24 protein-coding genes are annotated in these 24,088 nt (G+C 69.9%); 13 read left to right on the forward strand and 11 right to left on the reverse strand.

Annotation, left to right across the window (positions count from 1 at the left end; all coding sequences use genetic code 11):
- The first annotated feature begins 47 nt into the window (after positions 1–47).
- The 4 genes from ACIPC1_RS20200 to ACIPC1_RS20215 all read left to right on the forward strand — a co-directional run bounded on the left by ACIPC1_RS20200 (position 48) and on the right by ACIPC1_RS20215 (position 4,194).
- Positions 48–1,148, forward strand: a complete 1,101-nt coding sequence (locus tag ACIPC1_RS20200; protein ID WP_402518738.1) for a hypothetical protein — start codon at positions 48–50, stop codon at positions 1,146–1,148.
- Positions 1,149–1,270: 122 nt separating this feature from the next.
- The gene (locus ACIPC1_RS20205; RefSeq protein ID WP_402518740.1) at positions 1,271–2,473 is read left to right on the forward strand and encodes a DUF5624 domain-containing protein; all 1,203 of its coding nucleotides are present in this window, start codon (positions 1,271–1,273) and stop codon (positions 2,471–2,473) included.
- Between the two features lie 18 nt (positions 2,474–2,491).
- Positions 2,492–3,304, forward strand: coding sequence for an HpcH/HpaI aldolase/citrate lyase family protein (locus tag ACIPC1_RS20210; protein ID WP_402518742.1), 813 nt, complete (start codon positions 2,492–2,494; stop codon positions 3,302–3,304).
- Positions 3,305–3,318: 14 nt separating this feature from the next.
- Entirely contained in the window at positions 3,319–4,194 is an 876-nt protein-coding gene (locus ACIPC1_RS20215; protein ID WP_402518743.1) for an amidohydrolase family protein, read from the forward strand.
- 124 nt (positions 4,195–4,318) lie between these two features.
- Here the strand turns inward: ACIPC1_RS20215 and ACIPC1_RS20220 are convergent, their stop codons facing one another.
- A complete protein-coding gene (locus ACIPC1_RS20220; RefSeq protein ID WP_402518745.1) occupies positions 4,319–5,149 on the reverse strand; it encodes a hypothetical protein in 831 nt (276 codons plus the stop codon).
- 504 nt (positions 5,150–5,653) lie between these two features.
- On the opposite strand from ACIPC1_RS20220, the gene ACIPC1_RS20225 reads away from it, so the two are divergent.
- Positions 5,654–6,853 carry an MFS transporter gene (locus ACIPC1_RS20225; protein ID WP_402518746.1) on the forward strand — a complete coding sequence of 400 codons (1,200 nt, stop codon included), beginning with the start codon at positions 5,654–5,656 and terminating at the stop codon, positions 6,851–6,853.
- A gap of 41 nt (positions 6,854–6,894) precedes the next feature.
- Here the strand turns inward: ACIPC1_RS20225 and ACIPC1_RS20230 are convergent, their stop codons facing one another.
- Complete coding sequence (locus ACIPC1_RS20230; RefSeq protein WP_402518748.1) at positions 6,895–7,302, reverse strand: MarR family winged helix-turn-helix transcriptional regulator; 408 nt, start codon at positions 7,300–7,302, stop codon at positions 6,895–6,897.
- Between the two features lie 86 nt (positions 7,303–7,388).
- Between ACIPC1_RS20230 and ACIPC1_RS20235 the strand changes: the two genes are divergently transcribed.
- Positions 7,389–8,885: an MFS transporter gene (locus ACIPC1_RS20235; protein ID WP_402518750.1), complete on the forward strand. Its 1,497-nt coding sequence runs from the start codon at positions 7,389–7,391 to the stop codon at positions 8,883–8,885.
- Positions 8,886–9,179: 294 nt separating this feature from the next.
- Positions 9,180–9,470 carry a DUF6332 family protein gene (locus ACIPC1_RS20240; protein WP_384382374.1) on the forward strand — a complete coding sequence of 97 codons (291 nt, stop codon included), beginning with the start codon at positions 9,180–9,182 and terminating at the stop codon, positions 9,468–9,470.
- On the opposite strand, the gene ACIPC1_RS20245 is transcribed toward ACIPC1_RS20240, so the two are convergent.
- From ACIPC1_RS20245 to ACIPC1_RS20255, 3 genes are read right to left on the reverse strand one after another with little or no spacing between them, the layout of a single operon-like run.
- Positions 9,431–10,096 (reverse strand): response regulator, encoded by a 666-nt coding sequence (locus ACIPC1_RS20245; protein ID WP_402518751.1) that lies wholly within the window; start codon positions 10,094–10,096, stop codon positions 9,431–9,433. The genes ACIPC1_RS20240 and ACIPC1_RS20245 overlap by 40 nt on opposite strands.
- The gene (locus ACIPC1_RS20250) at positions 10,093–11,331 is read right to left on the reverse strand and encodes a sensor histidine kinase (protein WP_402518753.1); all 1,239 of its coding nucleotides are present in this window, start codon (positions 11,329–11,331) and stop codon (positions 10,093–10,095) included. Before ACIPC1_RS20250 ends, ACIPC1_RS20245 begins: the two co-directional genes overlap by 4 nt.
- A gap of 53 nt (positions 11,332–11,384) precedes the next feature.
- Positions 11,385–13,544 carry an MMPL family transporter gene (locus tag ACIPC1_RS20255; RefSeq protein WP_402518755.1) on the reverse strand — a complete coding sequence of 720 codons (2,160 nt, stop codon included), beginning with the start codon at positions 13,542–13,544 and terminating at the stop codon, positions 11,385–11,387.
- 124 nt (positions 13,545–13,668) lie between these two features.
- On the opposite strand from ACIPC1_RS20255, the gene ACIPC1_RS20260 reads away from it, so the two are divergent.
- Positions 13,669–14,469, forward strand: coding sequence for a BTAD domain-containing putative transcriptional regulator (locus ACIPC1_RS20260; RefSeq protein ID WP_402518757.1), 801 nt, complete (start codon positions 13,669–13,671; stop codon positions 14,467–14,469).
- Here ACIPC1_RS20260 and ACIPC1_RS20265 read toward each other — a convergent pair.
- A complete protein-coding gene (locus tag ACIPC1_RS20265; RefSeq protein ID WP_402518759.1) occupies positions 14,421–15,158 on the reverse strand; it encodes a TetR/AcrR family transcriptional regulator in 738 nt (245 codons plus the stop codon). The genes ACIPC1_RS20260 and ACIPC1_RS20265 overlap by 49 nt on opposite strands.
- A gap of 296 nt (positions 15,159–15,454) precedes the next feature.
- On the opposite strand from ACIPC1_RS20265, the gene ACIPC1_RS20270 reads away from it, so the two are divergent.
- On the forward strand, positions 15,455–15,907 hold the full coding sequence (locus tag ACIPC1_RS20270; RefSeq protein WP_384382386.1) for a nitroreductase family deazaflavin-dependent oxidoreductase: 453 nt from the start codon (positions 15,455–15,457) through the stop codon (positions 15,905–15,907).
- Positions 15,908–15,951: 44 nt separating this feature from the next.
- On the opposite strand, the gene ACIPC1_RS20275 is transcribed toward ACIPC1_RS20270, so the two are convergent.
- Positions 15,952–17,157 carry a geranylgeranyl reductase family protein gene (locus tag ACIPC1_RS20275; RefSeq protein ID WP_384382388.1) on the reverse strand — a complete coding sequence of 402 codons (1,206 nt, stop codon included), beginning with the start codon at positions 17,155–17,157 and terminating at the stop codon, positions 15,952–15,954.
- Between the two features lie 184 nt (positions 17,158–17,341).
- Between ACIPC1_RS20275 and ACIPC1_RS20280 the strand changes: the two genes are divergently transcribed.
- Together ACIPC1_RS20280 and ACIPC1_RS20285 are read left to right on the forward strand one after the other, a co-directional pair.
- Positions 17,342–18,697, forward strand: coding sequence for a dipeptidase (locus ACIPC1_RS20280; protein ID WP_402518761.1), 1,356 nt, complete (start codon positions 17,342–17,344; stop codon positions 18,695–18,697).
- A 145-nt stretch (positions 18,698–18,842) separates the two neighbouring features.
- Complete coding sequence (locus tag ACIPC1_RS20285) at positions 18,843–19,910, forward strand: protein kinase family protein (RefSeq protein ID WP_402518763.1); 1,068 nt, start codon at positions 18,843–18,845, stop codon at positions 19,908–19,910.
- A gap of 18 nt (positions 19,911–19,928) precedes the next feature.
- Here ACIPC1_RS20285 and ACIPC1_RS20290 read toward each other — a convergent pair whose 3' ends face one another.
- Both ACIPC1_RS20290 and ACIPC1_RS20295 read right to left on the reverse strand, forming a co-directional pair.
- Positions 19,929–20,969, reverse strand: coding sequence for an NUDIX domain-containing protein (locus ACIPC1_RS20290; protein WP_402518765.1), 1,041 nt, complete (start codon positions 20,967–20,969; stop codon positions 19,929–19,931).
- The gene (locus ACIPC1_RS20295) at positions 20,966–21,340 is read right to left on the reverse strand and encodes a hypothetical protein (RefSeq protein WP_402518766.1); all 375 of its coding nucleotides are present in this window, start codon (positions 21,338–21,340) and stop codon (positions 20,966–20,968) included. The genes ACIPC1_RS20290 and ACIPC1_RS20295 overlap by 4 nt, the downstream gene beginning before the upstream one ends.
- Positions 21,341–21,366: 26 nt before the next feature.
- On the opposite strand from ACIPC1_RS20295, the gene ACIPC1_RS20300 reads away from it, so the two are divergent.
- Positions 21,367–21,843, forward strand: a complete 477-nt coding sequence (locus tag ACIPC1_RS20300) for a hypothetical protein (RefSeq protein WP_402518768.1) — start codon at positions 21,367–21,369, stop codon at positions 21,841–21,843.
- Between the two features lie 209 nt (positions 21,844–22,052).
- Positions 22,053–22,235 carry a hypothetical protein gene (locus ACIPC1_RS20305; RefSeq protein ID WP_402518769.1) on the forward strand — a complete coding sequence of 61 codons (183 nt, stop codon included), beginning with the start codon at positions 22,053–22,055 and terminating at the stop codon, positions 22,233–22,235.
- Between the two features lie 86 nt (positions 22,236–22,321).
- On the opposite strand, the gene ACIPC1_RS20310 is transcribed toward ACIPC1_RS20305, so the two are convergent.
- Positions 22,322–23,242, reverse strand: coding sequence for a hypothetical protein (locus tag ACIPC1_RS20310; protein ID WP_402518770.1), 921 nt, complete (start codon positions 23,240–23,242; stop codon positions 22,322–22,324).
- Complete coding sequence (locus ACIPC1_RS20315) at positions 23,239–23,709, reverse strand: hypothetical protein (protein ID WP_402518771.1); 471 nt, start codon at positions 23,707–23,709, stop codon at positions 23,239–23,241. The genes ACIPC1_RS20310 and ACIPC1_RS20315 overlap by 4 nt, the downstream gene beginning before the upstream one ends.
- Positions 23,710–24,088: the final 379 nt, after the last annotated feature.

Raw genomic sequence — 24,088 nt, forward strand, 5'->3', positions numbered from 1 at the left:
CCGTCCAACCCGATGAGAAGTAGCCCTGCTAGCGCCGGAAGGCTGCCATGACCAGCACATACCTGAGCCTGATCCAGACGATTCCGACCTCCGGAGCCCGCGCCGCACAACCGGTCCACGTCGGCGGCCTCGAGCTGCTCGCGATCCCCCAACTGGCCTACGACGTCCCCGGAACTCCCGCCCATATGAACGGCGGCGACAGCGAGACCGAGCTGTTGCTGCTGCGCCGGGAGGGGGACCGGTTCGAGCCGTGGGGAAGCCTGGAGGCGCCCGGCGGGGAGGACGCCGAGTCCTTCACCATCGGGGACCGGGACTTCCTGGCCGTGGCGAGCATCCGCACCGGAGCCGGGCCCTACGACTACACCGTCCCGTCCATGGTCTTCGAATGGGACGGCACCCGGTTCGTGCCCTTCCAGACCTTCGACTCCTTCGCCGCGAAGCAGTGGCGGTACTTCACCATCGACGGCCGGCACTTCCTCGCGCTGGCCCAGGGAGTCGCGCTCCCCCAACACGCCGAGCAGAACCGGCCGTCCGTCATCTACACCTGGGACGGCACACGCTTCACGCACTTCCAGGACATCCCCTCCGAGTGGGCGTACAACTGGCACCTGTTCACGGTGGGAGGGCACACCATGCTCGCCCACGCCGACCATGTCGTGCCGAGCGTCCTGTACCGCTGGGACGGGGCGAAGTTCGTCCCCCACCAGGACCTCGCCACAGCCGCCGGCCGGGCGTTCGCCACATTCGACGACCCCGGCGGCAGCGGTACGTACCTGGTGGTGGCCTGTATCGACGACGGTTCACGGGTGCTGCGCTGGGATGCCGCGGCGGACCGGTTCGTGGAGCACCAGAAGCTCGCCGGGGCGGGCGCGCGGGAGCTCGCCGTCCTACGCACCGCCCGCGGGCTCTATGTGATCCGGGTCAACTTCATCCAGGGCCCTCGGACCGATCCCACGTCCGCGCTGCTGTCGCAGATCTACCGGTGGGACGGGGACCGGCTGGACGTGGTCGACGAATTCCCCACGACGGGCGGCACCGACCTCGCCGTGCTGGACAGCAGCCCGGGCCCGCTGATCGTGCAGACCAACGCGCTGACGGCCGAGTTGCGCTTCGCCGCCGAGAGCCGCGTCTACCGCTTCACGGACTGAAGCCCGAGCCGACGGCCGACCTAACCCTGCTTGACGGACCGAGGCCCGCGCAACGGCCGGCCAAGCCCCACTTGGCCGCGTCGGCCCCTTGTCTTGCGAAGCCTTGCGAAAGAGAGACCGACATGTCTGATCACGAGAGCCCCGAACTCATCGACCTGTTCACGGCGTACACGGCCGGCCCCGATTCCATCGGTGCGCATCTGCGCGCAGCCGCGGCCCGGGCTCACGCCCGCGATCCGTTGCTCGTGGTGACCGGGGCGGACATGGCGCTGTACCCGGGCGACGGCCGGCCGCCGACCGTCCTGGCCTACCGGTTGAGCAACCGCGGCTTCAAGGAACTGGCCGCCGTCTCGCATCTGGGCACGGCCCTGGCCTCGCTCGTCGAGCTCTACGGCCACGACCCCGGCGGGGTGTGGCGGGCCGATGCCGAGAAGCTGTTGCACCAGGTACGGCGTTCGCGTGCGGCCAACAGCACGGCCCTGTGGCGCGACCGGATCGCGGCCGTCTCCCACCGGGGCCGGGAGGAGGCCATCGCGACGATGGTCGACTACGCGTGCGCCGTCACCGAGCGGTATCTCGTGCGTGCGCTGGCCGAGCCGTCGTCCTGCCTCAACCACCGGACGCTGCGCGAGGAGTACCTGGAGGACGGCCCGGGCCTCGCGGTGTCCTTCAACCGGATCATGGTCGCCACGTTCTTCCTGGTCGGGATGGACAACGCACACCGGCTCATCGCCTGGTGCGACGGCCAGGACATCGACTGGGCCCGCACCATGGTGGTCGTCGTCGGGCAGATAGGGCGCCCCACCGCCGGGGTGACCTGGCGTACGAACGGTGTCGCCGGCACCGTACTGGCCGCCTCGCGGCACACGCTGCCGCTGGAACGCCTCTACATCGCCCCGCACGCACCCGGGTTCGCCACGCCCGTCGGCGGAGACCTGAGTGAGGTCACGGCGCTGGAGCCGGTGCTTCGGCAGTTGTGGGCGGGCACCAGGGTGACGGTCGAGCTCGGCGCGGCCATGTTCGAGGGCTATCCGGCGTTCTCCCCCGGCGACGACCGTCCCGGGCTGCTGGGCGAGCGGACGGTCACCAGGGCCGACGAGGTCATCACCGAACAGCCCCGTATCCGCTCGCCCAAGGACTGGTTCACCCTCGTCACCCGGCTGCGCCTGGTCATGGAAGACCCCCGCCAACTGCTGTCCGGCGCCGTCACCGACTACGCCGCACAGCAGCTCATCGAGCACGGCAACAACCCCCTCACCGTCACCGTCCCCGGGCTCGACGACGAGCCCTACCCGGCCTACGGCTCCGTCTCCGCGGCGGCCTGAGCAGAAAGCGACTCCCCCATGCCCCAACACCCCTTCTCCGGCGGGTTCCTGGAACGCCTGCACGCCGGCGAACCCACCCTCATGCTGGCCATCCGCGGCAGCCGCACGACTGACGTCGTCCACATCGCCCGCTCGACCGGCCACCACAGCATCCTCGTCGACCTCGAACACTCCACCATGTCGACCGATGTCGCCGCCCAGTTGTGCGCGTCCGCCGACAGTCTCGGGCTCACGGCGCTGGTCCGGGTCCCCGAGCGCGAGTACGGGATGATCGGCCGCCTCCTGGACGGCGGAGCCCACGGGATCATCGCGCCGCGCATCGAGACGGTGGAGCAGGCGCGTGACGTCGCCCGCGCCTGCCGCTTCGCCCCCCGTGGACAGCGCTCGCAGACCAACATGGTCCCCCAGCTGGGCATGCGCCCCACGCCCGCAAGGGAGTTGAACAAGGCGCTCGACGACGCCACGATCGTGCAGATCCTCCTGGAGACACCGGACGGCGTCGCGAACGCGGAGGAGATCGCCGCGCTGGACGGCGTGGACATGCTCGCCCTCGGCGCGAACGACTTCACCGCGGAGCTGGGAGTGCCGGGTCAGTACGACGATCCACGGGTCCGCGACGCGGTGAAGACCCTGGCGGACGCCTGCCAGAAACACGGAAAGCTCATGGTCCTGGGCGGTATCGGCGACCGGACGATCCTGGACGCGCTCGTCCCGCTCGGCGTCTCCTCACTGCGCATGACCGGCACCGACACGGCACTGCTCTTCGAGGCCGCACAGGCCCACGCCCAGCAGGCACTCGCCCCGCTCACCCAGCAGACCCGCTCAGAGTAAGGACGGACCGACCCATGACCGCAGAACTGCCCGAGCCGTCGCCGATGCGGGCCGCCGAGAGCAATACGCTGCCGCGGTTCCAGGTGCCCCCCGACAGCTGCGACACGCACTTCCATGTCTTCGAGCCCGGCTATGCGCACGTACGCGACCGGTTGTACTCGTTCCCGGACGGGACCCTCCAGCAGTACCTGCGCCTGACCGAGCGGCTCGGCATCGAACGCATGGTCCTCGTGCAGCCCACCTACTACGGCACGGACAACAGCCTGCTCGTCGACGTACTCAAGAAGGTCGGCTCCCGCTGCCGGGGTGTGGTGCGCATCGAGGAGGACACCCCCGACACCGAACTCGACTTCTACCACCAGTTGGGCGTACGGGCGATCCGCCTGGACCTGTTCGCCCGCGCCGACTGGCCGATCGCCGACCTCATCGCCTACGTCCGCAGGATGGCCGACCGTGCGCGGCCGCGCGGCTGGCATCTGCAGTTCTACACACCCGGGACCGTCGTACGGGATCTACTGCCGTTCCTCGGCGACCTCGAAGACACCTTCGTCATCGACCACATGGGATACATGAAGGAGTCGGACGGGCTGACGGAGGAGGACTTCAACCGTCTGGTGCGCGTCCTCGACGGAGGGAGCTGCTACATCAAGCTCTCCGGGCCGTACCGCATCGCCAAGGACAAGCCACTGTCCTCCGTCGAACCGCTCGGCCGGGCCCTCGTCGCGGCCCGCCCCGACCGCCTGGTGTGGGGCTCGGACTGGCCGCACCTGATCGACGGCCAACGGGACACCGGCGAGCTGCTGAACCTGCTGGCCGACTGGGCACCCGACGAGGCCGACCGCCATCAGATCCTCGTCGACTCCCCTGCCCGCCTGTTCTACACGGACTGACGTCAGGGGGGCCGTAGGAGTGTCCGCTCCAGGAGCTCCGCGGCCGTCCGCCGGGTGCGTAGGCCTACGGGAGTACGGATCGACTCCGGTGGTAGCGGAGAGACCCGTACCGGCTGGTCGCCGCTCAGTCGGCGGTCGCGTCGGAATTACTCACAGCACCGTCGCCGGACGGCACGGACGATGCCGGAGCACTCGGGCTGGCGCTGGGACTTGGAATCGCGCTGGGTCCGGAGCTGGTGTCCGGCTCCGGGCTCGCGTCCGGTGCGGTGGAACTGCCCGTCTGCGGCGCCCTACCGCTGGACACACCCGGGGTGGGTGTCGGACTGTCGGCGGGAGCGGAGTCACCGTCCGTGCCACCTCCCACCGAGGTTCCCCTCCCCGGCTCGTTCTTGACCACCGCAGATACCGGCTTGCCCGCGATCAGCTCGACCGCGGTCACCGTGACCATCGCCAGGACGAACACCAGGCCCGTTGCCAGCGCGTACTTCTTCCAGCCGAAGGACTTCCGGGAGGAGCCGCCCCGATAGGTGGTGACCGACTCGCCTGTGGAGGGCGCGGTCGTCGTCACAGCGTGCTCGGCACCCGAGCCACCCGGCCCGTGGGGCGCCGGCATCGCGTCGGCAGCCGCGGCGTCCGCGCGTAAGCCGAACGCCGCCCGGGCGTCCGCACGTTGTTCCGCACGCTCCTCGCCCGGCGTCCTCGGCACTCCTACGGGCGGCACCCGATTACGGATCTCCTCGCCCGTCCGTCGGAAGGCATGCGAGAAGACCGCGGCACCGGCGGTCGCGCTGGTACTGACCACGGCGGCACCGATGATCGTCCCGGTCACTCCCAGCAGGGAGGCCAGCACCGCACCCACCACCGTTGCGAGGGCGCTCGCCACGACCTGCACAACGGTCAGGTCGAGGACCTTGCGCTTAGGCGCCTGCTCCCCTTCGTCTCTGTGATTCTCCATCAATCGATATCCCTTGGTAGTTGAGCGTTCTGGCACCCGACAGCCGCCGGCGCCACGGGCATCGGCGTGATGGCCGACGACAAGGACCAGGCACGGACAACAGCTCGCCGACCAAGCGCTCTGCGGGTGTGACGCGCGCACCCCCCACCGCTGTTCGTTCGCGCCCCGGGAAAACCCGCACGAGCCCGCGGAAGCGCGAAGGCCCCCTCAGCGGTGCGGACAGTGGCACGGGACGACTGCCCCGCCAGCGGTGTTTCATCTGCGATCGGCAACCGCAGCCGGTGCTTGTCAGCCACACCTGGCACTCACCGACGCCGACGCCCGGCATGCGTGGGTCTCTTTTGGGGAGAATGCGGCCCATGGGTCCGCCTGTCGTGCCCCGAAGGGGCGGAGGGCTACCTGCCGATGGTGTCGGCGACCGCGTCCGCGGGCAGGAAGAGGCCGACGCCGCCGACGTCACCCAAGCACCTTGCCCTCCCCCCGGCTTCAACCTAGCCTGACTTTGTGCCGCAAATAAACAAAACCGGGACGGACAACACCGCACCCGACAACACGCTCACCCGGCTCCGGGTGATCATCACCGCCTTCTTCGCCCTCGACGGCTTCCTCTTCGCCGGCTGGGTCGTCCGCATCCCCGCGATCAAGGACCAGACCCACGCCTCCGCCAGCACCCTGGGCCTGGCACTCCTCGGAGTCTCCGTCGGCGCGGTACTCACGATGATCATCACCGGACGGCTCTGCCGCCGCTACGGCAGCCACCCCATCACCGTCATCTGCGGCGTCCTCCTCTCCCTCAGCATCGCCCTGCCCCCGCTCACCCACTCCGCCCCCGCTCTCGGCGCCGCGTTGTTCGTGCTCGGCGTGGGGTACGGCGGGCTCAACGTCGCCATGAACAGCGCGGCCGTCGACCTCGTGGCCGCGCTGCGGCGACCGGTGATGCCGAGCTTCCACGCGGCGTTCAGCCTGGGAGGCGTGGTCGGAGCGGGGCTCGGCGGTCTGGTCGCCGGACAGCTGTCGCCCACCCGCCACCTGCTCGGGCTCACGGTGATCGGCCTGCTCGTGACGGCCGTCGCCGGGCGCGCGCTGCTGCGGTACGAGGCCCCGGCGCCGCCGGATCACATGCGGCACGAGGAGGGTGCGGAACGGCGCCTCGACGGCCGTACCCGGGGGCTGGTCGTCGTCTTCGGCCTGATCGCCCTGTGCACGGCGTACGGCGAGGGGGCTCTCGCGGACTGGGGCGCGCTGCACCTGGAGCAGGACCTGGACGCGCACCCCGGCGTCGCGGCCGCGGGCTTCTCCTGCTTCGCCCTCGCGATGACCATCGGGCGACTGAGCGGAACAGCACTGCTGGAGCGGCTGGGCCGGACCCGGACGCTGGTGGCGGGCGGTACGACGGCGGCGCTCGGCATGCTGATCGGCTCCCTCGCACCTTCGGTGTGGGCGGTTCTGCTCGGCTTCGCCGTCACCGGGCTCGGGCTCGCCAACATCTTCCCCGTGGCCATCGAACGCGCCGGTGCACTCGCCGGACCGAGCGGGGTCGCGACCGCGTCCACCCTCGGCTACGGCGGCATGCTCCTCGGCCCGCCCGCGATCGGGTTCATGGCCGACTGGTACTCGTTGCCCGTGGCACTCACCAGCGTGGCGGCCCTCGCGGCGGCGGCCGCACTGATCGGCTTCGCGACACGACACGTCGCCATCGACTGAGGCCGGGCGAACGGCACTTACGACCGAACGGATCACCCCAGTCAGTCGTGCTGGTCTCCGCCCGCCAGCATCCGCGCCAGCACCGCACGCTGCACCGGCAGCACCTCACCGTGCAGGTCACGCCCCTTAGGTGTGAGGCAGACGCGCACCCCGCGCCGGTCCTCCGTACACATCCCGCGCGTCACCAGACCGTCCCGCTCCAGGCGGGCGATCAGCCGGGACAGCGCACTCTGGCTCAGATGGACGCGCTCGGCGATCTCCTGCACGCGGTAGGAGCCGCCGCCGTCCGACGCGGTGCTCCCGGCCAGCACGTCGAGTACCTCGAAGTCACTGGCACCGAGGCCATGCCGGTGCAACTCGCGGTCCAGCTCGCAAAGGGTGCGCGCGTGCACCGCGAGGATGTCGCGCCACTGGTTGACGAGCACCTGCTCGGCCTTCTTCGCCGCCATGCGCGAAACCGTAGCAAAGAATCCCCATTGTTGCATCGGAATTAAATGCATTTGCATTGAATGCATGCGCATGTATTGTCTCCGGCATGACCTCTCCGCTCACCACCTCCGCAACCGAGGGACGCTGGACCCCTCGGCTGTGGGGCACCCTGCTGGTGCTCTGCGCCGCGATGTTCCTGGACGCGCTGGACGTGTCGATGGTCGGCGTCGCCCTGCCGTCCATCGGCTCCGAACTCGATCTCTCCACCTCGACGCTCCAATGGATCGTCAGCGGCTACATCCTGGGATACGGAGGCCTGCTCCTCCTCGGCGGACGCACCGCCGACCTCCTGGGCCGGCGCCAGGTGTTCCTCGTAGCCCTGGGCGTGTTCGCGCTCGCCTCGCTGCTCGGCGGCCTCGTCGACTCGGGCCCGCTGCTCATCGCCAGCCGCTTCATCAAGGGCCTGAGCGCGGCGTTCACCGCGCCCGCGGGCCTGTCGATCATCACCACTACCTTCGCCGAGGGCCCGCTGCGCAACCGCGCCCTCTCCATCTACACCACCTGCGCCGCCACCGGCTTCTCCATGGGCCTCGTCCTGTCCGGCCTGCTCACCGAGGCAAGCTGGCGCCTCACCATGCTGCTGCCGGCGCCCATAGCCGTGATCGCCCTGTTCGCCGGTCTGAAGCTCCTCCCGCGCAGCGAGCGCGAGAAGGACCACAACGGGTACGACATACCCGGTGCGATCATCGGCACCGCCTCGATGCTGCTGCTCGTCTTCACCGTCGTACAGGCACCGGAAAGCGGCTGGACCTCGGCCCGTACGCTGCTGTCCTTCCTCGCGGTCGCCGTCCTGCTGACCGTCTTCGTGCGGATCGAACAGCGCTCGTCCGGTCCGCTGATCCGGCTCGGCGTGCTGCGCTCCGGCACCCAACTCCGCGCCCAGCTCGGGGCGATGACGCTCTTCGGCTCGTACGTCGGATTCCAGTTCCTGGTCACGCTCTACATGCAGTCCCTGCTCGGCTGGTCGGCACTGCACACCGCGCTCGCCTTCCTGCCCGCGGGTGCGATCGTCGCGCTGTCCGCGACGAAGATGGGCGCGATCGTCGACCGGTTCGGCACTCAGCGGCTGATCGTCGTCGGCTTCGCGCTGATGATCACCGGATACGCGCTGTTCCTGCGTGTCAGCCTCGACCCGGATTACGCGACGCTGATCCTTCCGTCGATGGCGCTGATCGGAGGGGCCTTCGCGCTGATCTTCCCCTCGCTCAACATCCAGGCCACCAACGGCGTCGACGACCACGAGCAGGGCATGGTCTCGGGGCTGCTCAACACCTCGGTCCAGGTGGGCGGTGCGATCTTCCTGGCCATCGTGACGGCTGTCGTGGCCGCGAACTCCTCCGGGGGTTCCTCGCCGCAGGCCGTCCTGGACAGCTACCGGCCCGGCCTGGTGGTGGTGACCGCGATCGCCTTCGTGGGCCTGCTGATCAGCCTGCCGGGGCTGCGGACCCGGCGTCCGCGGGAGTCGATCGTGGTCGTCAAGTCCGTCCAGGAACCAGCCATCCACGAGGAGGCGGGCGCGGATCGCGTGGCGGTCCGCGACTAGGGCCTGTCCGGCCGGTCAAGTCGCGGGAAATCGGCGGCGCCTTATGAACGCCGTGAGCGGGGTCTGGTGCGTGCAGCTGCAAGGCGGAGGAGGGAGTCGACGCGATGGGGGTCCCCCCGCTCGAGCGAAGCCGAGAGTGGGGGAGTCGGCGACCGACGACAACGCGGCAGATGTGCGTGCCAGACCCCGCGTCTGCGGCATGATCGGCCGGACAGGTCCTGGGGGGACGCCTCAACTGGCCTGGGACCGGCGGGCGTTCTTGCCCGCCGGTCCCAGGCCTGTTTGACTCGGCGTATGGAGTTCACCAGGGGGCGGCGGAGTCAGGCCGAGCGTGACGCGATCACCGTCGAGATCGGATACGCGCTGTTGAGCGCGGCGTTCGCGGGGGCCGTCGTGTTCGGGGCCGTGGCCGGTCCGGCGCTGCTCTTCGATCTCCCCGGCCCGGTCGGCAAGGCGCTGCTCGGATCGGGAATCGTCCTCGCCGCCGTCCTCTTCGCCGTGCGCGTGGTCAGCGTGCTGCTCCGCTTCGGCCACGAGGGCGGGAGTCAGCCGAGCCAGCCCGGCCGCACCAGTCCCGACTCGTAGGCCAGCACGACCAGTTGGGCCCGGTCGCGGGCGCCCAGCTTGACCATCGTGCGGCTGACGTGGGTCTTGGCCGTGAGCGGACTGACGACAAGGCGCCGCGCGATCTCGTCGTTGGACAGTCCGATGCCGACCAGGGCCATCACCTCCCGTTCCCGCTCGGTGAGTTCAGCGAGGGACTGGACCGCCGCGGGCTCCTTCGACCGCGCCGCGAACTCGCCGATCAGCCGGCGGGTCACACCCGGCGAGAGCAGCGCGTCGCCCGCGACGACGGCCCTGACCGCGCGCAGGAGTTCCTCCGGCTCGGTGTCCTTGACCAGGAAACCGGAGGCGCCGGAGCGGATCGCCTCGAAGACGTACTCGTCCAGCTCGAAGGTGGTGAGCATGACCACCTTGACGTCCCCGAGGTCGGCGTCGTCCGTGACACGGCGGGTCGCGGCGAGGCCGTCGAGCCGGGGCATACGGATGTCCATCAGGACGACGTCGGGGCGCAGTTCACGCACCTGACGCAGCGCCTCCTCGCCGTCGGCGGCCTCGCCGGCCACCTCGATGTCCGGCTGCGCGTCGAGCAGCGCCTTGAAGCCTGCCCTGACCAGCAACTGGTCGTCGGCGAGCAGTACGCGGATCACCGTTCCTCCTTGGCCTTCAGCGGCAGTACGGCCATGACGCGGAACCCTCCGTCGGCACGCGGGCCCGCCTCGATCGTGCCACCCAGGGCCGCGGCCCGCTCCCGCATTCCGGCCAGTCCGTTGCCGCTGCCGCCCGCGTCCGCGCCGGTCGCGGGCCCGTCGTCGTCGATACGCAGCCGTAGCGCGCTCTCTGCCTTCTCGACCAGCACGCGCGCGTGCCGCGATCCCGAATGCCGTACGACGTTGGTGAGCGCCTCCTGGACAACGCGGAAGGCGGCCAGATCGGTGCCCGGCGACAGCTTCGGGGCCGCGCCCTGGAGCTCGACCGTCAGACCCGCGCCCGCCGCCTGTTCGACGAGTTCGGGGAGCCGGTCGAGCCCGGGCGCCGGAGCGCGCGGCGCCTCCCCCGGCGCACGCAGCGTGTCGAGCACCTGCCGGACCTCACCGAGCGCCTCCTTGCTCGCCGCCTTGATCGTGGTGAGCGCCGAGCGCGCCTGTTCCGGGTCGGAGTCCAGGAGCGCGAGACCCACGCCCGCCTGGACGTTGATCACCGAGATGCTGTGTGCCAGAACGTCGTGCAGCTCGCGCGCCATCCGCAGCCGCTCCTCGTCGGCGCGCCGTTTGGCGGCCTGCGCCCGCTCGACGCGGTCGCGGGCCCACTGCTCGCGGCGAACCCGGACCAGCTCGGACAGCGCCACGATCGCCACGATCCAGGTGGCGACGACCATCTCCTGGCCCCAGGCGGCGGGCTTGTCCCCCGACGGCGGCAGCCACCGGTACAGCCAGTGCGCCACCAGCACATGCCCGGCCCAGAGCATCCCGACGGCCGCCCAGGCGGCTCTGCGGTGCCCGGCGACGATCGCGCTGAAGCAGCCCAGGGCGAAGGTGAAGAAGACGGGCCCGTACGCGTATCCGGCGCCCAGGTAGAGCATGGCCGCCGCCGCGGTGCCGAAGGCGACGAACACCGGGTACCGCTGCCGCCACAGCAGCAGACCGCACCCCACGAGCAGCAGCGCCCGTGCGAAGAGGTCCAGAGTGGCGCGTTCGCCCTCCTGGGCCTGACTCGCGAAATTGGACCCGACGAGGACGAAAACGGTCAGCGCCAGCGTGGAGCGCCACGGCCACCGGGCGCGGCGCTCCTGCTCGTCCCCTCCGTGCCACCCCGGCGGTCCGTGCCGCCACCACGGGGGTGGGCCGCCCCATGCCGGGGACCTGGGAGTGCGCTGCTCTTCCATGACGTTCACGCTAGACGCGCCGGGCCGCCCAGGGCGTCAGCCGGGCGAGGTGATCACACGTACTCCCCGCGTAGTACCTCCCGCGGCTCTTCCGTGATGCCGATACGCCGGTGCAGGCGCCGCAGCGGCTTCGGTGCCCACCAGTTGGCGCGGCCCGCCAGCCGCATCGTCACGGGCAGCAGCACCACCCGGATGAGCGTCGCGTCCACGAGGATCGTCAGGGCGGTGCCGAGGCCCAGCTCCTTGAGGAAGACGACGCCTCCGGTGACGTACGACAGGAAGGAGAGTGCGAGGATCCCGGCCGCGGCGGTGATCAGCGGTGCGCTGCGCCGGATGCCCTCGGCGACCGCGCGCTCCGTGTCACCGGTCCTGTCGTGCTCCTCCTTGATACGGGCGAGCAGGAACACCTCGTAGTCCATCGACAGTCCGTACGCCACACAGAACATCAGCACCGGAACGCTCGGCTCGATCGAGCCGGTCGGGGTGAAGCCCAGGACCCCGGACAGATGCCCGTCCTGGAACACCCACACCAGACAGCCGAACATCACGCCCAGACTGAGCAGGTTCAGAACCGTCGCCTTGAGGGGCAACAGCACGCTGCCCGTCATCAGGAAGAGGATCAGGTACGTCGCCGCCAGGACCAGTCCGATCGCGAAGGGGAGCCGGTTCAGGAGCGTCGAGCGGAAGTCGGTGGTCTCTCCGGGGTAGCCGCCGACGAGTGCCCGGGCCGGTGCCGGGGTGTCTCTGACGCGTTCGACGAGTGCGGGTACGTCGCCGTACAGCGCCCCCTGAGTGGGGATGAGCGCGAGGCGTACACGGCCGTCGGGTGCCGTCAGACCGTCCTGGCCCGCCGGGCCGGTGCGCCCGCCGTCGCGATAGGCGCCCTCTGGGGCGTCGACCTGGAAGATCCCCGGGATCCGGGAGAGCTCGGCGGCGTACGCGCGGGTGTCGGCCTGCTTGTCGAGGACGACCTGCACGGTGTCGGTGGGTTCGGCGGGGAACTCCTCGTGCACGATCTCGGCCGTGGTGCGCGAGGAGGTGCCGGTGGGCAGGGTCCGTTCGTCGGGGAGCCCGAAGCGCAGGCCCAGCAGGGGGGACGCGGCGAGGAGAAGGACGGTGAGGACTCCGGCGCCGGTAACGAGAGGGCGGCGCATGGCCCGTAGCGCGGTGCGGTGCCAGAAGCCGGAGGTGGGCGCGGCGGGGCGTTCCACCCGGTGGCCCCAGCGGGCCAGGGCTGCGGGCAGGAAGAGCACCGCTCCGGCGACCGCCGTGAGGACGACGAGGACGCCCGCGTACGCGAACGAGCTCAGGAAGAAGAACGGGAACACCAGCAGCGCACACAGCGACACCGCCACCGTGACTCCACTGAAGACGACCGTGCGTCCGGCGGTGGCGGTCGCCCGGACGACTGCGGCCTGCTGCGCGTGCCCGGCCGCGCGTTCCTCGCGATAGCGGTTGATCACGAACAGGCTGTAGTCGACGCCGAGTCCGAGGCCCAGCACGAGCGCGAGGTTCGCCGCGAACGTCGACACCTCGGTGAACTGCGCGAGCAGCCGCAGCCCGGCAAGCGTGCCGAACACCGACAACAAGCCCACGGCGACGGTCAGAAGGGCGGCAACCGTACGCCGGTAGACGAGGATCAGCAGGAGCACGACGGCCGGGATCGCCAGCGCCTCCGCGCGCAGGAAGTCGGCTCGGGCCTGCTCGCCGACCTGCCGGGAGATCTCCTCCTGTCCCCCTACTCGCACGGTCAGTTCGGGTGTGACGCGGGTCAACCGGGGCGAGAGAGTGGCGAGTTCCTGCCGGGTCTCGGTCGCGCTGCCTTCGAGGCGCGCGAGTACGAGGGCCCGCGTGCCGTCGACGTTGCGCAGGGCGGAGCTGCCGGCATCCCAGTACGAGGTGACGTCGGTGACCAGCGGCAGATCCTCGACCTCGGCGGCCAGGGCGCGGGCCGCACGGGCTGTGCCGGGGCTGTCGACGTCGCCGTCGCGTGCCGTGACGAGCAGCGCGAGATTGGGGTTGCCGGTGCCGAACTCCTCGCGCAGGACGTCGCCCGCGCGGACCGATTCCGTACCGGGCGCACTCCAGCGCGAGAGGTCCAGGTCATTCTGGGCGCCCGCGCCGTACGCGCCGAGACCGAGGAAAACGAGGAGCGCGCCGAGCAGAACGGCGCGACTGCGCCGCACCGCCAGCCGGCCGAGGCGGGTCAGCATTCGTTATGGCCTTTCTCCAGAGGTCCTTGCCAGGCCACGGTCACCGGCGACGCTGACCATCCGCTGGAAGATCCACTGGAATGCGGGGGCCGAACAACGCCGGGTCCGGGCTAACCTCGAACCCATGGGTGACGGGAATCCGTACGGTTCGCACGACGGCCTACGCTTCGAACTGCTCGGCCCGCTCCGGGCGTTGCGCAACGGATCGGAGATTCCCCTCGGCCCGCCCAAGCAACGTGCGGTGCTCGCGGTGCTGTTGTTGCAGGACGGGCGCCCGATCTCCTACGACGGCCTGGTCGAGGCAGTGTGGGGCGGTGCTCCGCCCGCGCATGTACGCAATCTCGTGCAGAAGTACGTCTCCGGGCTGCGCCGCGCCCTCGGCGACGGGGTGGAGCTGGCCTGGACAGGCAGCGGATACCGGCTGACCGGCGCGGACGTCGACGACCTGCGGGAGCGGCGGAGGCTGGTGAGCGCGGCACTGACCGCGCGCGATTCGGGCGAACTGCGCCGCGCGGGCGAACTGGTCGCGCACGCCGAGGAGTTGTGGCGCGGCGAGTTCGCGGAGGGCCTGCAGGCCCCCTACTTGGCGGCCGAGCGACTGCGCTGGGCGGAGAAGCGGCTCACCGTCCTCGAAGCACGGCTGGCCGGCGAGATCGAACTCGGCAGGTCCTTCGAGTACGTCCACGAGCTCGTCCGGCTGGTCGCCGCGCACCCTTTGCGCGAGCGCCTCGCGGAACTACTGATGCTCGCGCTGTACCGGACCGGCCGGCCCACGGACGCGCTGGTCGCCTACGAGGGCGTACGGCAGCGTCTCGTCGAGGCCGTCGGCGCGGACCCCGGGCCCGCGCTGCGCTCGCTGCACGCGCGGATCCTGCGTCAGGACCCGGAGCCGCTGGATCCCTTGGCCACCGTTTCGGCGGGCTGAGGGAACACCAGGCCCACACCGTGGGCGAGTTGATCCGCCGCATGCCGGAAGAAGGTTTCGCGGTCTTCGACGACCCGGTGGAACTGGCCGAACAGCTCGAAGCTGATCAGCCCGTAGAGCTGCGCCCAGGCGGCCACGAGCGCCGTGACGACCTCGGGCGGGAGGTCGGGCGCGAGGTCGGCGGCCATCTGCCGCGCCTCGGTCTGCAGGTCGGCGGGCAGGCGGGGGCGGGCGACCCCCTTGCCCTGGTACGCGTCGCGGACGATGGCGATCAGGAGCAGGCCCACACGGGACGCGGCCGGGATGGTCGTATCCGGCGCGGTGTAACCGGGCACGGGCGACCCGTAGATGAGCGCGTACTCGTGCGGATGCTCCAGTGCCCAGTGGCGCGCCGCCACGCAGACCGCTGTCCAGCGCTCGCGGGGCGCGGCGCCGACGACTCGGGCGTGCGCCGACTCCGCGGCCTCGCCGAGAGAGTCGTAGGCGTCGATGATGAGTGCGGTCAACAGGTCGTCGCGGCTGGGGAAGTAGCGGTAGAGCGCGGAGGAGACCATGCCGAGCTCGCGGGCCACGGCCCGCAGTGAGAGCTTGGCGGCGCCCTCCGCCGCGAGCTGGTCGCGGGCCTCGTCCTTGATGGCCGCGGTGACCTCGATCCTGGCTCGGGCGCGTGCCCCTCGTGCGGTACTCATGCGGGGCAGTGTGTCATGTTTCCGGAGCAGTGCACACAAAGGAGAGCGGTGCTCCGAAAGCGGAGCGGTGCTTCCACTACGCGCCGCACGCAGCACGCAGCGCGCGGCTCCCGGCTCCCGGCTCCCGGCTCCCGGCTCCCGGCTCCCGGCTCTCGGTACGGTGCTCACCGGCGTGAGCAGTGCACCAAAACGAGAGCGCCGCACAAAAACGAGAGCAGTGCTCTTGCTTTGGATCACCGATCTCGTACAGACTGCTCTCAAGCGAGAGCAGTGCTCTCCGAAACTCAGGAGGAACCATGTCGTCGTCGGCCCACTACATCAAGCCCAAGTCCTTCGACAGGGCCATGAACGGCCTCGTCGGCTGGCTCGCGCGCCACGGCGTCAGCCTCCTCGGCAGCGCCGAACTCTCCGTCAAGGGCCGCAAGAGCGGCGAGTGGCGGAAGGTTCCCGTCAACCCGCTCCCGTACGAGGGCGGCCCGTACCTCATCTCCGCCCGCGGCCACTCCGAATGGGTACGCAATCTGCGGGCGGCCGGCGGCGGGCGGCTCCAGGTCGGCCGCAGGAGCCAGGAGTTCACGGCGGTCGAGCTGCCCGACGCCGAGAAGCCGGTGGTCCTGCGCACCTACCTCAAGAAGTGGGGCTGGGAGGTGGGCCGCTTCTTCGGCGACGTCACGGCGAACTCCAGCGACGAGGAACTCCTCGCCGCCGCGCCCAAGCACCCGGTGTTCCGGATCACGGTCAAGCGGTGACCCCCACCGGTCCGTGACCCACCACCGGTCCCGTGGCCCGGAAACTACCGATCGAGCGCGTTCAGCGCGCGCCCGATGATCGGCCGGGAGCGGACGACCTCGCCGAGCGAGGTCGAGCCACGCGTGATCCCGGCGAAGGCACTCCACGCCGGCCTGAAGCCCGTGATCACCGCGTGGAGCACACCCGGACGGCGCTCGAAGGCCGAGAGCATCCGCTTGCCGACGCTCATCTCGACGCCGAGTCCCGCCTTGATCGCGAAGGCGTAGTTCAGGGCCTGGCGCCGGGTGTCGACCGCGTCGTGCGCCTCGGCGATCCTGACCGCCCACTCCCCCGCGAGCCGCCCGGAGCGCAGTGCGAAGGAGATGCCCTCGCGGGTCCAGGGTTCGAGGAGCCCCGCCGCGTCCCCGCACACCAGCACCCGGCCGCGCGACAGCGGTGAGTCGTCGGCACGGCAGCGCGTCAAGTGCCCGGAGGAGATGCTCGGTTCGAAACCGGCGAGCCCGAGCCGGGCGATGAAGTCCTCCAAGTATCGCTTGGTGGCGGCGCCTTCACCGCGCGCGGAGATCACACCGACGGTGAGCGTGTCCCCCTTGGGGAACACCCAGCCATAACTGCCGGGCATCGGTCCCCAGTCGATGAGGACGCGTCCGGCCCAGTCCTCGGCGACGGTCTCCGGGACGGGAATCTCCGCCTCCAGGCCGAGGTCCACCTGGTCGACCTTCACACCGACGTGCGCTCCTATACGGCTGGCGCTGCCGTCCGCGCCGACGACCGCCCGTCCCAGCACCGTCTCACCGCCCTGCAGGACGACGGCGACGGTGCGCCGGTCCGGTACGGCGGAGCCGTGCTGTTCGACCCGCGAGACCGTGACGCCCGTACGCAGTTCGGCGCCCGCCTTCTGCGCGAACTCGACCAGCTGCTGGTCGAACTCGGGGCGGTTGATCAGCCCGAACAGCATCTGCCGGGAGCGCCTGGTGCGCGTGAACTTCCCGTCCAGCGAGAACGTGACCGCGTGCACGCGGTCCCGGAGCGGCAGTTCGAAGCCGGGCGGAAGCGCGTCGCGCGAGGGGCCGATGATTCCGCCGCCGCACGTTTTGTAGCGCGGCAGCTCCGCCTTCTCCAGCAGCAGGACGCTGCGTCCCGCGACCGCTGCCGCATAGGCGGCCGAGGCGCCTGCGGGCCCCGCGCCGACCACGACGACGTCCCACACCCGCTGCCCGTCGTCCGCCGAAGAGTTCTCGCTGCTCACGATGGTCTTTTGCTCCCAGTCCAGCCGTCTGCCGCACGTGTCTCCCGCATCCTACGGCGGCCATCGCCGCAGGCCACTGTGGGAGGATCGGCAGCGTAGGCGCCCTGCACACCGGGAGACGCTTACACACCGCACGATCACCTGTACACAGAAGTACAACGTCGCACCCACAAGGAGCGTGCCCATGTCGTCGAATTCGGTCGCCGAGACCGTCGCCTCCCTGATGCCCCGGGCGAAGGCGGAGCTCACCGAGCTGGTGGCCTTCAAATCGGTGGCGGACTTCGATCAATACCCCAGGAGCGAGAGCGAGGGCGCCGCGAACTGGGTCGCCGACGCCCTGCGCGCCGAGGGTTTCCAGGACGTGGCGCTGCTCGACACCCCTGACGGCACGCAGTCGGTGTACGGCTTCCTGCCCGGTCCCGAGGGCGCGAAGACCGTCCTGTTGTACGCGCACTACGACGTGCAGCCGCCGCTGGACGAGGCTGCCTGGGTGTCGCCGCCGTTCGAGCTGACGGAGCGCGACGGCCGCTGGTACGGACGGGGCAGCGCCGACTGCAAGGGCGGCGTCGTGATGCATCTCCTCGCGCTGCGTGCGCTGAAGGCGAACGGCGGCGTGCCCGTGCATGTCAAGGTCATCGTCGAGGGTTCGGAGGAGCAGGGCACGGGCGGTCTCCAGGCGTACGCCGAGGAGCACCCCGAGTTGCTGACCGCCGACACCATCGTCATCGGCGACGCGGGCAACTTCCGGGCCGGTCTGCCGACGGTCACCTCGACGCTGCGCGGTATGACCCTCGTACGCGTTCAGGTGGACACCCTCGAAGGGAACCTGCACTCGGGCCAGTTCGGCGGTGCGGCGCCCGACGCGCTCGCCGCGCTGATCCGCGTACTGGACTCGCTGCGCGCCGAGGACGGTTCGACGACGGTCGACGGGCTGGCCGACGACGCGGAGTGGGACGGCCTGCAGTACGAGGAGGCGGCGTTCCGTCAGGACGCCAAGGTGCTCGAAGGTGTGGAGCTCATCGGTACCGGCACGGTCGCCGACCGCATCTGGGCACGTCCGGCCGTCACCGTGCTCGGCATCGACTGCCCGCCGGTGGTCGGCGCGACCCCGTCGGTGCAGGCTGGCGCCCGCGCGCTGGTCAGCCTCCGGGTGCCGCCGGGCATGGACGCGGCCGAGGCGACCAAGCTCCTCGATGCCCACGTCGTTGCGCACACGCCGTGGGGCGCGCGGGTGAGCACCGAGCAGATCGGCGAGGGGCAGCCGTTCCGCGCCGACACCTCCAGCCCGGCGTACGCGTCGATGGCCGAGGCGATGTCGGTCGCGTACGAAGGTCAGGAAATGCAGTACGCGGGCATGGGCGGCTCCATCCCGCTCTGCAACACCCTCGCCTCGCTGTACCCACGGACCGAGATCCTCCTCATCGGCCTCAGCGAGCCGGAGGCACAGATCCACGCGGCCAACGAGGGCGTCTCCCCGGACGAGCTGGAACGCCTCTCGATCGCGGAGGCGCTCTTCCTGCGGAACTACGCGGCGAGTTGAGCACACGGGCGGGCGGCTGAGCCGGTCCGCCCACCGCGCAGGGCCCTCGCCGTTCGGTGAGGGCCCTGCGCTACGCAGAGGGTCGGCAAGACTGCGGAAATCGGTGGGCCCCAAGACCACCACCAGAAGTGGCACTCTTGTCGGGATGGAGACCTCCGACCCGACACACGCAGTGCGCCTCGGCATCCACAGTGAGGTATCCACCTCCCTGGCCCAGTACGGCGACCGCGAACTCGGCGACCTGGTGGCGACCGCCAAGCCCCTCGGCACCGGTATCGGCGGGAGATCCGCGCTGCTGGGCGTCGCCGGAAAGCCGGTCTTCGTCAAGCGGGTGCCGCTCACGGATCTGGAGCGGCGGCCGGAGAACGTCCGGTCCACGGCCAACCTCTTCGGAGTACCGTCCTTCTGCCAGTACGGCATCGGCGGTGGGCCAGGATTCGGAGCCTGGCGTGAACTCTCCGCGCACACGATGACGACGAACTGGGTACTGGGCGGGCAGTTCGGGGGCTTCCCACTGATGTATCACTGGCGGGTACTGCCCGACTCGGTGCACCCACTTCCCGACGAACTGGCCGATGTGGAACGGGCCGTCGCCTACTGGGAAGGCTCGGAGCCCGTACGCCAACGCATCGAGGCTCTCCGCGACGCCACGGCGAGTCTCACCCTGTTCATGGAGTACATCCCGCACAACCTGCACAGCTGGCTGGGCGAGCGGCTCCGGGCGGAGCCCGGCGATCCGGCGGCCTACTCCCTGGTCGAGGAGGGCTTGGAAGCCGGCGTGTCGTTCATGAACGCGCGAGGACTCCTGCACTTCGACGCGCACTTCGAGAACATCCTCACCGACGGCCGCCAGTTGTACTTCACGGACTACGGCCTCTCACTCTCCTCTCGCTTCCAACTGTCAACAGACGAGGCCGACTTCTTCGCCCGGCATGCGAACTACGACCGCTCGTATACGCAGTCGTATCTGGTGAACTGGCTGATCACCGCCTTGTACGGGCACGGCAGGGAAGAACGGGAGCAGCTGGTGCGCGCCTGCGCCGAGGGGAGGCGGCCCGAGGGAATCCCGTGGCCGGCCGCCGCGATCATCACCCGGCACGCACCCCTCGCCGCCGTGATGACGGACTTCATCGGCAGGCTCCGGCAGGAAACCCGGCAGAGCCCGTATCCGGCGGAGGAGCTGCTCCGACTCGGCAGCTCCTGGCGCACCTGACGTCAGTTCATATCGACATCAACCAACCGGAACCCCTGCCTCCAGGTACAGCGCCGCCCCGCGTTCGCGCGCCCGCAGGGCCCACCGAAGCCGCTCATAGCGCACGGGTGGCAGCAGATCCGCGGCCTCCTGCTCGCTCACGAAGCGCCAGTCGCGCAGTTCGGGTCCGGGGAGCAGCAGGCGGCCGGCGGCGGCGGTGTCGAGGCGGCCGCCGTCGAAGAGCAGGCGCAGGCCGCCGAAGCCGGGCGGCGCCGGCGGCTCCCAGTCGACGACGAGCAGAGCGGGTACGTCGTCGAGCTGGAGGCCGGTCTCCTCGGCGACCTCGCGTATGCCCGCGCGCGCGGGAGCCTCGCCGGGCTCGACGACGCCGCCGGGGAATTCCCAGCCCGCCTTGTACGTCGGGTCGACGAGCAGCACACGGTCCTGGTCGTCGAAGAGGAGCACCCCCGCGGCGACGGTCTCCGCGGTGGGTTCGGGGGTCTGCACGATCTCGCACGCGGGCACATCCCCGGCGTGTACGGCCTCGGCGATGCGCAGAGCGGCTTCGTACGGGGTGAGCGCGCCGGTGTCCACGGGGTGGGCGTCGGCGAGGAGCCAGGAGCTGAGTGCGGCGCGGTAGGGCTCGATGTGGTCGTAGGACCACTGGCGCACCCGTATCGCACCGTCGGGCAGCTCCGGGGGCACCTCACGCCCCTGTATTCGCTTGCGCAGGATCGTTTCCGCCGGGGCGAGGAGCACATGCCGTACCGGGATCCGGCGCGCGGCGAGACCGCCGAAGATCTCGTCGCGGTACTCCTGACGCAGCAGGGTCATCGGGACCAGAAGGACACCTCCGAGTTCGGCGAGCATCGCGGCCGCGGTGTCGACCACGAGGCGTCGCCAGATCGGCAGGTCCTGGAAGTCGCCGACCTCGGCGAGGCGCTTGGGCGGCAACAACTGCGGGAGCGTGCCACCGACGACCTCGGGGTCGAAGAGCGTGCTGTTCGGGATCAGCTCGATCAGTTCCCGTGCGGTGGTGGTCTTCCCCGCACCGAACGCACCGTTGATCCAGACGATCATTCGTACTCCAGGACGGGAAGGCCACTGAACAGCGGCGATGGCGAGGTCGCAAGATCATCTGGGAGAGGGATGGGAAAAGCAGGCGTCCACAGTCCGGCTCCCACCACCTCCTTCTCCCACACCCTCTGGAGATACCCAACTATCCGCTCCTCGACCGCCACGCGCGGTATGTCGCCCGGCTCGTCTAGCTTCGCCTTGTGCCAGTGCCGCAGCCGGTAGATGTCCCCTCCAGCCATCTCCTCTACCGCCGGCAGCGCAGGCCGGGCCCACCGCTTGTACCGCGGCCGGGGCGCACGCTCCTCGGCGCCGTCCCGGATCGGGAACCAGTAGGTGTTGTCGAAGTCGGTGGAGAGCAGGGGCTTCCCCTGCATCGACAGGAACATCCACGCCTGGTCGTGTGAAACAGTTCCAGCAGGGTGTCGAGCAGGAGGTGCGGTGTGAGCCCTTCGGACAGAACCTCTCCGAGGCGTTCCCCCTTGACCCCCGGCCGGGCATTGGTCAGCAGAAGGTAACGGCCTGCCTCCTGACTGCCGTTGACCATGTCCAACAGGACGCCCAGCGCCAGGGCACCGCTCATGGAGCCGCCCGCGACCCGGCTCTTGACCTGCACAGCCTCGCGCACGGTTCCGTCCGCGTCCACCACGGCGAAATCGACCTTGTCCACCGCGGTGTCGCCGGGCGGCGGGCCCTCCACCCGGACGCAGGCAACCTCCGGATCGTCGATCACCGCAACCAGCCGCTCCAGGGTGCGCAGGTACTGGTAGTGAAACCCCCGCGCCGCGCCACGTCCCCCGTCCATGCCCGTGTGTCCCTTCCCCGGTCGGCGCGCCTCGGCGGCCTGGCCGCGAGGGCGATGATCAGCCCTCAAGGCTAGGGGGAACGCGGCAATGGCTGGAGGGATCTGCCGATTCTGGCCTGATCACGCTCCGGCGGCCCGACGACCGTGCACCTCTCCCTCGCAGCCCTGTGCCTGCCGATAGCCTCATCCGTCCTGGTGGGGGCTGGTGTACGGGTGGTGTCGAGCGCGGGCGCTTGGGCGGGTGCTCTGGGCACCTGGTGAGTGCCCCCGCAGGATGATCTGTCGTGCTGCTTCGACTTGCCTATCTGGGTGTGGCGAACGTGTTCGCCCTGCTGCAGCTGCTGCCGGTGAGCAACGAGGACAAGGACGCGGAGATCCTCGCGCTGCGCCCGTCCCTCTCCGCCCATTCACTGCGTACCGAAGAAGAGGTGGATGACGACTGGGAACCCGACTTCGACCTCATGTGATCCAGCGGCGCTGATCACGTCGTCTGGCGGCCGGGTGTCCTCTGCCTCGATGCTGAGGCAGGAGACACCCGCCGCCGGTGGAGCAGCTACGGACAGCTGTCAGGTGTGCGGTCCAGAAGTGTTTGGAAGAAGTCGATGAGCACGAGACGGCCGCGCTCGCGGTCGCGCAGTTCGTCGTGGCCGAACCGGAACACCTCGTATCCGCGGAACTTCAGGTCGCGGTCGCCAGCCATGGTGGCGGCGTACTTTGCGCTGTCGGGTACGGTTCCGCCGTCGCGCGTGTAGTGCTGCATGCCGTCGACTTCCAGCACCACGCGGCGGTTTCCGGGCAGCAGCATGAGGAAGTCCATGCGGAGGTTCTGCATGGCACGCTCCCCGCGCTCACGGACGGTCTTGGGGTCCCAGTGCACCCAAATCTCTGGCAGGAGCGCGGGTACATCGGGCAGTTGGCCCTTGTAAAGGTTGTGGTAGAGCCAGAACAGGTTTTTCTGGCCCGCGGATTCACGTGGCAAGGAAGCCTGCATGCGGTCGTAAAGGGTGTGCCGGGCCGTCTCCGTGTCCTCGATGCCGCGGGTCTCCTGCCACCAGGACAGCAGGTCGCTCCAGAGGAGCCCGTTCTTGCCCACCGGGTGGTTGTAGACCAGGATCTTGTCGGTTTGTTCGGCGATCTCGATGTCGTTGTCGAGGGCGCTGGTGAAGCGGATGTCGGGCTTTCCCTGGGTGGCGAAGATGAGGTTGCGCGGCCGGCGGGCCGTGCCGCGACCGAGTTGATGCAGGTGGAACTGGGGGTATCCGTCCGTCTCCCCTTCTTGACGGAGCTGTGCGCCGACCAGCTGCAGATGGCCGTTGGCCAGTTCGACGAAGCGGCGCTGTGCCTGCTCGTCAGGAAGGACTTCTGGGTCGGCCAGGCCCTCGAGGAAGCGGCCGAATCGAGGATGTGGGGCTTCGAAGGCTCTGAGCTGCTCGAAGAGGTCCTCGGTCGACCAGTCGTCTGGAAACCTGATCACGTGGCGCTGAATGTCGGAGCGCAGGGTGCCAAGGTGGGGCCCCACAAGGTGAACTCGTCCTCACCGAGATCCCACAGGCTGCCCAGCAGGGTCAGAAAGCGGTCCGGATACTTGATGTGGTCGGAGAGGTCGAGCTCCTTGGCCAACTCTCGCCGCGTACGGCCGGGTACTTCCACGTAGTCGCCACCGAGCCACACAACGTCCTGCAGTTCCATCCGCTCGGGAGCTATAAGCGGCTCACTGTCGAGAACTGCCTGAGCAACATGAGGCAGTCGGTCGTCCGGGCAGACGCCCAGACTCGCGGTCAAGCGCTCATGTTTGGTTCCTTGGTCTTTGGGAGGAGGCGAGGGCAGGCCAAGCCGCTCGCACAGCGCTGGCAGATCCTCATGCCGGTATCGCTGGTACAGCGTGATGCACACGCCTTCGATAAGGCCCCGCAACCGCTGAAGGTCCATCTGCTCACCCATCCCACGATGATGAGCCAGGCCACGCTTCGGATTCCAGACGTGGCCGTACTGGACCGTCCACGAGTTCTCCTTCGAGGCGACGGCGGGGTTCTACAGAAGGTACGAAGGCACAGGCTGGTGGTCCTCTGTCAGTGGGAGCCTCGCCGACCGGTCAGGGCTGTTCGGTGTCGACGGCCCACCTCAGGCTCCTGAGTGACAGCGCCGATGTGCCGCTACTTGGTACAGCCCTCGCTCGCGCACCCAGCTGCGCGAGCAGATCTTCAAGGAGCTCGTCCGCACGGCCGTGGGGGGGGGGGGGGGGGGCGGGGGGGGGGGGGGGGGCGGCGGGGGGGGGGGGGGGGGGCGGGGCGGGCGGGGGGGGGGGGGGGGCGGGCGGCGC

Source organism: Streptomyces sp. NPDC087263, from assembly GCF_044744645.1.
In the GTDB taxonomy this organism is placed as follows: domain Bacteria; phylum Actinomycetota; class Actinomycetes; order Streptomycetales; family Streptomycetaceae; genus Streptomyces.